The organism is Acinetobacter sp. NigerLNRRAM0016 (assembly GCF_054112845.1).
This window is the reverse complement of sequence record NZ_JBSYVT010000135.1, coordinates 1-336: the sequence shown is the minus strand read 5'-3', so window position 1 is coordinate 336 and position 336 is coordinate 1. Positions and strand designations below refer to the sequence as shown.

General features: G+C 35.4%; 1 pseudogene. It reads left to right on the top strand.

What is annotated here, in order from left to right:
• Window positions 1-318 (top strand): annotated as a pseudogene (locus ACWQ4X_RS19865) (IS4-like element ISAba33 family transposase); the annotation flags it as partial.
• Between the last annotated feature and the right edge of the window lie 18 nt (window positions 319-336).

The following is a 336-nucleotide window of genomic DNA, read 5'->3' as shown; positions in this document are numbered from 1 at the left end:
TTATTTAGTTGTCTCAAAGGACGTGGATTCAATCTTGAAAATACTCGTTTAACAGACCCTAGACGAGTTAAGAAATTGATAGCAGTGCTAGCTATCGGTTTCTGTTGGTGCTATTTAACAGGTGAATGGCAACATGATCGAAAAAAAGCGATAAAAATAAAGAAGCATGGACGACTTTCAATAAGTTTATTTCGCTACGGTTTGGACTATGTTCAAATGGTTATTCTACGTTTGATTGGTTTTGGAAAAAAAGAAGAATTTAAGAAAGTGCTCGCAATTTTAAGAAAGAAAAAGCCTGATAGAACAAGGGCCCTATGAAATTTGTCGTGTACAGAG